Origin of the sequence: Streptomyces sp. SPB074, assembly GCF_000154905.1 — a bacterium.
Lineage (GTDB): Bacteria > Actinomycetota > Actinomycetes > Streptomycetales > Streptomycetaceae > Streptomyces.
This window is the reverse complement of the sequence record NZ_GG770539.1, coordinates 228,764-236,456: the sequence shown is the minus strand read 5'-3', so window position 1 is coordinate 236,456 and position 7,693 is coordinate 228,764. Positions and strand designations below refer to the sequence as shown.

Below are 7,693 nucleotides of genomic sequence, written 5' to 3'. Positions count from 1 at the left end.
CCTGGTACACGCCGCTGCCCTCGCAGAGCGGCGAGAGCGCGGGAGTCCTGACGGTGTACGGGCCCGCCGCGCGGCCCGAACCGGCGGACATCGAGTGGAAGGCCTCGGACCTCGTGCTCGCCCAGGCGGGGGAGTGGCTCGACTGGCACCGCCGCACGGTCGTGCTCGACGCCCTGGAGTACCTGCACGCCCGGGCACGCGCGGCAGGGCAGGGGTGACGCGCGGCGGGACGGAGACGGGGGACGGGCCGGGAAACGTGAACGCGGCGACCGGCGGCGCATGACGCCGTGCCGCGTGCGGCGGAGACACCCGCGTCGCACCCTCCCGTCCCCGGCGGCCGGGAATCCGGTGCGTCTTCCCCCGCATGGCCCGGCGCGACGGGGGAACACTGGCACGTGAGGTCAGGCAGCGGCCCGCACAGGAACACCCGCTCACGGAGGAGTTCCATGAGGAACACCGCCCTGCCCGTCGCCACCACCGCCCTCGATGACGCGGTGCTCGTCGTACCGTTCGACGGACTTGTCGACACCGACAACGAGAGGGACACCGAGGCCGGGCTGCTCTCGGTGCTCGACCGCGCCGCGGCACGCCTCGTCGTCGTGCACGTACGGTCGCGGATCGTCACCCCGCACGCCCTGCGCATACTGCTGCGCGCCAGTACCCGGACGAGCACGCGAGGCGGTGTCCTGAGCGTCGCCGCGCCCTTTCCCGTGGCCCGCCGCGTCCTGCACCTGACCGGGCTCGCCCGCCCGCTGCGCCTCGCCGCGACCGTCACGGGAGCCGTGCACCGCTCCTCCGCCGGCTGCGCGCACCTCGGAACGGCGCCGGGCCGGGCCGCCCGCCGCCACGGCACACGACGCTCTCCTGCGTCCCCGCCGGCGGTGAACCGGCGCCGCCGCCCCGGAGGCACCACCACGCCCTGGTAAGACGTCATGGGCTGAACGCCATCGGCCCCGTGACGTGCGCGTGACGGGCCGTCGGGCCGGCGCGGAGGACCCCCGCTCCGCGAACGGTCGCCGCGCCGCACCGTTTCGTGGCCCGGAACAGCGCGCCCCCGGGGCCGTCTCGGCCCCCGAGCGCGCCACGCGGCACCGCGCCCCGAGTTCGTCCCCGGCGGCGTCGTGCCGCCCTTTCCGCCGGGGCGGGTAAACGACCGCGGGCGCGCCACGCCGCCGCGCGAGAGCCGCGCCGGTGCTTGCCCGGCCCGCCGCCCACAGCCTCCTGACGCTCGGTCGTCGCGACCGCGGTGCGCCGCGCGACCGCCGCCTCGACGGCACGCCGCCGCATTCCGGCGAGGAAGCGCACCCGCCCCCGGAAGCCGTGCGAGATCGCGTCCGCGAGGAGCGGCGGCACGTGCTCGGCCACCGCGCCGACGACCACCGCGCCCCAAGCCGGGCCGACGCCCCTTCCGCCGCCCCCGCGCGGTCGGCAGGCCCCCGCGCAGGCGATGGCGAAGGCGCCAGGGGTGCGGGGCCCGCTGTCCACCGGGGACCGGTGTTGCGCCGCCTCCGGCTGCCGCATCAGCCATTCGGTAATGAAAATCATTGTCGTATGCTGTCTCTCGCGCCGCGCCGCACCCGGCCGCGCGGCGGCCCCGTGCGGCCTGAGCACGTCCGCGGGGCCGGAGCAAGCACGAAGGACAGCGATGAAAACCGGAATCCACCCCCCGTACGGCCCCGTCGTCTTCCGCGACCGGGCGGCGGGGTTCGCCTTTCTGACCCGTTCCACCATGACGAGCGAACGGACCGTCGAGTGGGAGGACGGCCGGACCTACCCGGTGGTCGATGTCGAGGTCTCCTCGGCGAGCCACCCCTTCTACACCGGGAACGCCCGGGTCGTGGACACCGCCGGGCGCGTCGAGCGCTTCGAGCGGCGCTACGGGCGAGGGGCAGGCCGATGACGCCGGGGGAGGCCCCGCTGACCGTCGTGCTGGTGGCGGGCCTGCACGCCGAGGCACGGTCGAGGACCGTCGCCCGCCTGCTGCGCGCGGTGCCCGGCAGCGTGGTCCTCCACCACGACCTGCGCGACGCCGCCTCGGGCGCGGTCGTACGGGAAGTGCGCGACGCCTCGGGCACGCTCACCACCGGTCGGACCCCCCTCGTCAACGACTGCGCGTGCTGCGCGCTGCGCGAGGACCTGGTCCCCGAACTGCGCCGCCTGGCGCGCGACGGCTCGACGCGCCTGGCCCTCGTGGAACTGTGGGACTCCGTCGAACCGCGCGCGATGGCCGAGGTCGTCGTCGCGCACGCAGGCGAACTGCTGCGGCTCGGCACTGTGCTGACAGCCGTCGATCCCGCCCTCGTCCTCGCCTGCCTCGGCAACGGCGACGACCTCGCCGAGGCCGGACTCTCCGCCGCCCCGGCCGACGAGCGGACCGTGGGGGACACCTTCGCCCGTCAACTGGAGTACCCGGGCGTCCTCGTCCTCGCGGGCGAGACGGAGGAGTGCGCCCCGGACGACCTCGCGCTGCTCACCCAACTGCACCCCACCGCGCGGCTCCTGCCCCTGGCCTCCCCCGAACTGCCCGGCCTTCTCGGGGAGGGCTTCGACACCGAGACCGCCGCCGCCGCGCAGCACCCGGCGATGGCCCGGCTCCCGCAGGAGGCGCACGAGGCCGGGATCGGCACGCTCGTCTGGCGCCACCGCCGCCCCTTCCACCCCGGGCGCCTCTTCGACGCGCTGGAGGAGCTGTGCTGCGCGGCGGTGCGCAGCCGGGGCCGCTTCTGGCTCGCCGACCGGCCCGACACGCTCCTGCACTGGGACGCGGCAGGCGGCGCCCTGTGCGTGGAGGCCGCCGGTCCGTGGCTGCGCGGACTGCCGGACGCGGCCTGGGAACTCGTACCCCCGCTGCGCCGGGCCGCCGCCGCGCTCGACTGGGACCCCGAGCACGGCGACCGCGAACAGCACCTCGTCTTCACCTCGCCCGGCCTCGACCGGGAGGGCGTCGCCGCCCTCCTCGGCTCCTGCGTGCTGACCGACGCCGAGATGGCGGGCGGCACGCGGGCCTGGAAGGACTTCCCGGCCTCCTTCGACCAGTTCCTCGACCCCGTCCACTGACCGCCACCCCCAGGAGCCCTCCCGTGCCCCGCACCTCCGACCGCCGCCGCGACACCCGCGCCCCGCGCCCCAACCCGCTGGACGCCGCGGGGATCACGTACATCGACTACAAGGACACCGACCTGCTGCGGAAGTTCCTCTCCGACCGGGGCAAGATCCGAAGCCGCCGCGTCACCCGGGTCAGCGCCCAGCAGCAACGGCAACTCGCCACCGCGATCAAGAACGCCCGCGAGATGGCGCTCCTCCCGTACGGAAGCCGCTGAGGGCCCGGCCCCCCCCGGAGCGCCGACCGCCCGCGCGCCCCGCGTACGGCGCTCACGCGCCCCCCCCCGCGCCATCCGCGCACCACTCCACCACCGGAAAGGCACCACCATGGCCGTCCCCAAGCGCAAGACCTCCCGCGCCAACACCCGCCACCGCAGGGCGCAGTGGAAAGCCAGCGCCCCGAAACTCGTCACCCTCACCGTGGACGGCACCGAGCACCGCGTGCCCCAGCACCTCGTCGCGGCCTTCCGCCGCGGCCTGCTGCGCCCCGAGGGATGAGCGCGACGGCCGGGCCCACGCTCCCGGCGACCGTGCTCCCCGGCCGCCCCGGCACGAGCGGGGCGGCGCCACCGCCCGCGCGCGACGCGAACCCGCCCCTCGCCGGGGGGACACGATGAGCGCGCGCCCCGCGACGCCGCCACGCGTCACCGTGCGCGCCGAGGTGTGCGTCGGCGCGGGGCAGTGCGTGCTCGCCGCCGCCGGGGTCTTCGACCAGGGCGAGGAGGACGGGCTCGTACGCCTCCTCGACCCGTATCCCGCGCCCCCGCTGCTCCCCTCCGTCCGCGAGGCGCTCGGGCGCTGCCCCTCCGGGGCGATCACCCTGCACGACGACGCGGGGGAGTGAGACCGCCACCGCCCCGCGCCCGCACCACCCGCCCTGATTCCCCGTCTCCCGAACGGAGTTCCCCATGTCCTCTTCCTCCTCCCTCCGACCGCTTCCGCCCCCGCTCCCGGGCAGACGGCGCTTCCTCACCGCGGGCGCGGGCGCGGGCGCGGGTGCCGTGCTCGCGCTCGGTGCTTTTTTTTGGTCTGCTCGCCGCCTGCTCCTCCGGCGAGGAGAGGGCCGCGCGCCCGGATTCCGGCAAGGGCCGCCAGGGCGGCACCCTGCGGGCCGCGTTCGTCGGCGGCGGCGCCTCCGAGACCCTCGACTTCTTCCGGGGCCCCACCGCGCTCGACATGGTGCGGGCCCGCGCCTGGCACGGCACCCTCGGCAACCTGGACCCGAAGGCCGAGGACGGCGTGCGGTACGGGGTCCTCAAGGGCATCGACATCTCGGCGGACCTCGGCACGTACACCCTCCGGCTGCGCGAGGACGTACGGTTCACGGACGGCTCGCGGCTCGGCCCCGCCGACGTCCTGCACTCCCCGCGGCTCGCGGGCGCCCGCACGCTGCCCGCCTTCAAGCTCGTCGCCCTCAACTTCGACCTGAGGCGCGCGAAGGCGCACGGCCCCCACGCGGTCAGCCTGCCGACGCTGCGGCCCATCGCGGACGGGCGCCTGATCCTGTGCCAGGGCAACTTCCTCGTCGTCAAGGACGGTACGCGCGAGATCACCGAGCGGACGCCGGGCTGCGGCCCGTTCCGGCTCACCGAGTTCGTGCCCGGACAGGGAGCCGCCTTCCGCCGCCACGACGAGTACTACGGCGGGGCGCCGTCGCTCGACGGCCTCGAACTGCGCTCGATCGCCGACGCCCAGGCCCGCCTCAACGCGCTCACGAGCGGGCAGGTCGACTTCGCGCACGACCTCTCGCCGGTCGTCGCACGCACGCTCGGCGACAGCGGCCGCATCCGGCTCGCGCCGTCGAGAGCCCGTATCTCGTCGCGCTGTCCTTCCGGATGAACATGCGGAGCAAGCCCTTCGACGACCCCCGCGTCAGGGAGGCGTTCAAGCTCGCCGTGGACCGCGAGGCGCTCGTGCGCACGGTCTTCCACGGGCAGGCGACCGTCGGCGACGACCTGCCCTCGCTCGGCTTCCCCGACTACGCGCGCGACCTGCCGCGCCGCGCCCACGACCCCGCGCGCGCGAGGCGACTGCTCCGGCAGGCCGGTGCCGACGGCATGGAGATACGGCTCACGACCGGGCCCGAGACCCCGGGCCTGGTCGAGGCGGCGGCGCTGTACGTGGAGGACCTGCGCGCGGTGGGAGTGCGCGCGAGCGTGCGGGAGCTGCCCGCCGGGCAGCTCTTCGCCGACTTCGCCGCCTACAGCCGGCTGCCGTTCGTCGCGGCCTACCAGGTTCCGGTGCCCGCGCTGCCCACGTACCAGATGAACACGGCGGGCGGCTCGCCCTCGGCGCTCGGCTGGGACCGCCCGGACGTGGACGCGCTCGTCGCGCGGGCGCGGGCCAGTACGGGGGCGAAGGCCGCCGAGACGGGCGGCCGGGCGCAGCGCGAGCTGTGGGAGCGGGGCAACACGGTCCTGCCCGTGTTCAAGCCCTACCTCAACGCGCGGGCGGCCGGGGTGAGCGGTATCGCCGACGACCTCTTCGAGCAGTTCCCGGGCTTCTCGCACGCGGCCCTGCGGTGAGCTTCCCGGTCTTCCTGGCCCGCCGGGCCGCCTCGGCGGCCGTCCTGCTCGTCCTCGTCACCGGCCTCGTCTTCGCCGCCACGTCGGCGCTGCCCGGGGACGCGGTGAGCGCCGTCGCCGGCGCGGACGCCTCCCCGGCCGAACGGGCGGCGGTCCGGCACTCGCTGGGGCTCGACCGGCCGGTGGCCGAGCGGTACGCGCGCTGGGCGGGGAAGGCCGTCCGGGGCGACCTCGGCACCGGGCTCGTGGGGCACCGGCCCGTCGCCGGGGTGCTCGCCGACCGCCTCCCCGCGAGCCTGCTCCTGGCCGGGCTCACCCTCCTCCTCGTCGTCCCCTGCCCCGTGGGGCTCGGGCTGTGGGCCGGACTGCGGCGCGGGCGGGCCCCGGACCGGTTCGTCTCATTCGGGGCCCTCGCGGTGGCGAAGCGTCCCCGGAGTTCGTCATGGCGGGCGCTGCTGATCGCCGTCTTCTCGACGGAGGCTCGGAACTGCTGCCCCCGCGTGGTCCTCGTGCCGCTCGGCGGCTCCCCGCTCCAAGGTCCCGAGCGGGCTCGTGCTGCCGGTGCTCACTCTCGCGGGGGCCGGACTCGCGACGGCCACACGCCTGGTGCGCACGGCGGTCGCCGAGGTGGACCGCACCGCGTACGCGGAGGCGGCGCGGCTCGACGGCGCGCGCGGGACGCGGCTCGCGCTGCGGCACGTCCTGCCGAACGCGCTGGGCCCGGCGGTGCAGGGCCTCGCCCTGACGACGAGCGGCCTCGTGGGCGGCGCGGTCGTGGTCGAGAGCGTCTTCGACTACCCCGGCGTCGGCCGCGAGCTCCAGCGCGCGGTGGCGGCGCGGGATGTCCCCATGGTGCTCGGCATCGCGACGGAGCTCGCCGTCGTCGTCCTGCTCGTCCTCCTGGTGGGGGACGTCCTCGCCCGGCTGCTGGACCCGGTGGGAAGAACCCGGCGGTGAGCGGCGCGGCGGGAACACGGACCCCCTTGCTGCCTCGGCTCGCGGGCCTGGGCGCCGTCCTCGTGCTCGGCCTGGCGCTCCTGGGCCCCTGCTCGCGCCGCACGACGCGCGGGCGCAGCTGGGAGCGGTGTACGGCGGACCGGCTCCCGGGTTGCCGCTGGGGACGGACGCGCTGGGGCGGGACGTGCTGAGCCGGCTGCTGTGCGGCGGGCGCCGGCTGGTGCTGACGGCGGGCGCGGCGACGCTGCTCACGAGCCTGGTGGGCGGCGCGGCCGGAGTCCTCGCGGGACTGCTGCCGGTACGGGCCGGCGATGCGGCGCAACGGCTCTTCGACGTGCTGGCGGTGGTCCCGCCGCTGCTGCTCGTCCTCGTGCTCGCCGCCGGGTTCCCGGGCAGCGCCGCCGCCACGGTCCTCGCAGTCGCCCTCGCCACCGCGCCGTTCTCGGTCCGCGTGCTGCGCGCGGCGACGGCCCGCCTCCTGACCACCGGCTACGTGGAGACGGCCCGGGCACGCGGGGACGGGGCGCTGCGGGTCGCGCGCCACGACCTCCTGCCGCAGCTCGCGGGAACGGCGCTCACGGAGGCCGGGCTGCGGTTCGTCGCCTCGCTCCACCTCGCCGCGACGGCCGGGTTCCTCGGGCTCGGGGGGAGCGGCGCGGAGCCGGACTGGGGGCGCATGGTGAGCGAGAACCTGCCCGGCGCCCCACTGGCGACCGCGCCCTTCCTCCTCCCCACCCTCCTCCTCGTGACGCTCTCGGTGTGCGTGGGCCTGCTCGCCGACCGGTACGCGGGCGCGGGGGCCGAGGCGGCGAAGGGGGCCACGAGGTGAGAAGCGGAGCGGCAGACGGAGGTGACGGCGTGAGAGGAGCGGAGCCGGTGCGGGAGGGCGACGGCGCGACGGAAGCGGTCGCGGTACGCGTGGAAGGGCTCACCCTCGGCCCGCCGGGCCGGGGCAGTCCCGTCCTCGTGGACGCGTGCCTGACACTGGGAGCCGGGCGTGTCCTCGCCGTCGTGGGGCGCTCCGGCTCGGGCAAGAGCAGCCTGGCGCTCGCCCTGCTCGGGCACGTACGCCAACGGCCTCGCCCGGACGGCGGGCGGCGTGCGCGTCG

Annotated in this window: 9 protein-coding genes and 3 pseudogenes; all 12 read left to right on the top strand. The window is 76.5% G+C overall.

Annotation, left to right across the window (positions count from 1 at the left end; genetic code table 11):
- Nucleotides 1–218, top strand: a pseudogene (locus SSBG_RS01045) (antitermination regulator); the annotation flags it as partial.
- Between the two features lie 228 nt (nt 219–446).
- The gene (locus SSBG_RS01040) at nt 447–926 is read left to right on the top strand and encodes an STAS domain-containing protein (protein ID WP_050776681.1); all 480 of its coding nucleotides are present in this window, start codon (nt 447–449) and stop codon (nt 924–926) included.
- A 719-nt stretch (nt 927–1,645) separates the two neighbouring features.
- Nucleotides 1,646–1,900: a type B 50S ribosomal protein L31 gene (locus SSBG_RS01030; RefSeq protein WP_008744384.1), complete on the top strand. Its 255-nt coding sequence runs from the start codon at nt 1,646–1,648 to the stop codon at nt 1,898–1,900.
- Nucleotides 1,897–3,057 carry a CobW family GTP-binding protein gene (locus SSBG_RS01025; protein ID WP_037868615.1) on the top strand — a complete coding sequence of 387 codons (1,161 nt, stop codon included), beginning with the start codon at nt 1,897–1,899 and terminating at the stop codon, nt 3,055–3,057. The genes SSBG_RS01030 and SSBG_RS01025 overlap by 4 nt, the downstream gene beginning before the upstream one ends.
- 23 nt (nt 3,058–3,080) lie before the next feature.
- On the top strand, nt 3,081–3,320 hold the full coding sequence (gene rpsR / locus SSBG_RS01020) for a 30S ribosomal protein S18 (RefSeq protein ID WP_008744382.1): 240 nt from the start codon (nt 3,081–3,083) through the stop codon (nt 3,318–3,320).
- A gap of 109 nt (nt 3,321–3,429) precedes the next feature.
- Nucleotides 3,430–3,600, top strand: coding sequence for a 50S ribosomal protein L32 (gene rpmF, locus SSBG_RS01015; protein WP_008744381.1), 171 nt, complete (start codon nt 3,430–3,432; stop codon nt 3,598–3,600).
- Nucleotides 3,601–3,715: 115 nt separating this feature from the next.
- Entirely contained in the window at nt 3,716–3,946 is a 231-nt protein-coding gene (locus SSBG_RS01010) for a ferredoxin (protein WP_008744380.1), read from the top strand.
- Between the two features lie 64 nt (nt 3,947–4,010).
- Nucleotides 4,011–5,627 (top strand): annotated as a pseudogene (locus SSBG_RS35945) (ABC transporter substrate-binding protein).
- Nucleotides 5,624–5,794 (top strand): annotated as a pseudogene (locus tag SSBG_RS33995) (ABC transporter permease); the annotation flags it as partial. The pseudogenes SSBG_RS35945 and SSBG_RS33995, both read left to right, overlap by 4 nt.
- A 394-nt stretch (nt 5,795–6,188) precedes the next feature.
- Nucleotides 6,189–6,584 (top strand): ABC transporter permease, encoded by a 396-nt coding sequence (locus SSBG_RS33990; protein WP_234010300.1) that lies wholly within the window; start codon nt 6,189–6,191, stop codon nt 6,582–6,584.
- A gap of 151 nt (nt 6,585–6,735) precedes the next feature.
- A complete protein-coding gene (locus SSBG_RS00995; protein ID WP_234010299.1) occupies nt 6,736–7,413 on the top strand; it encodes an ABC transporter permease subunit in 678 nt (225 codons plus the stop codon).
- A gap of 29 nt (nt 7,414–7,442) precedes the next feature.
- The coding region (locus SSBG_RS00990) for an ATP-binding cassette domain-containing protein (protein WP_199781319.1) at nt 7,443–7,693 on the top strand (251 nt) is incomplete at its 3' end.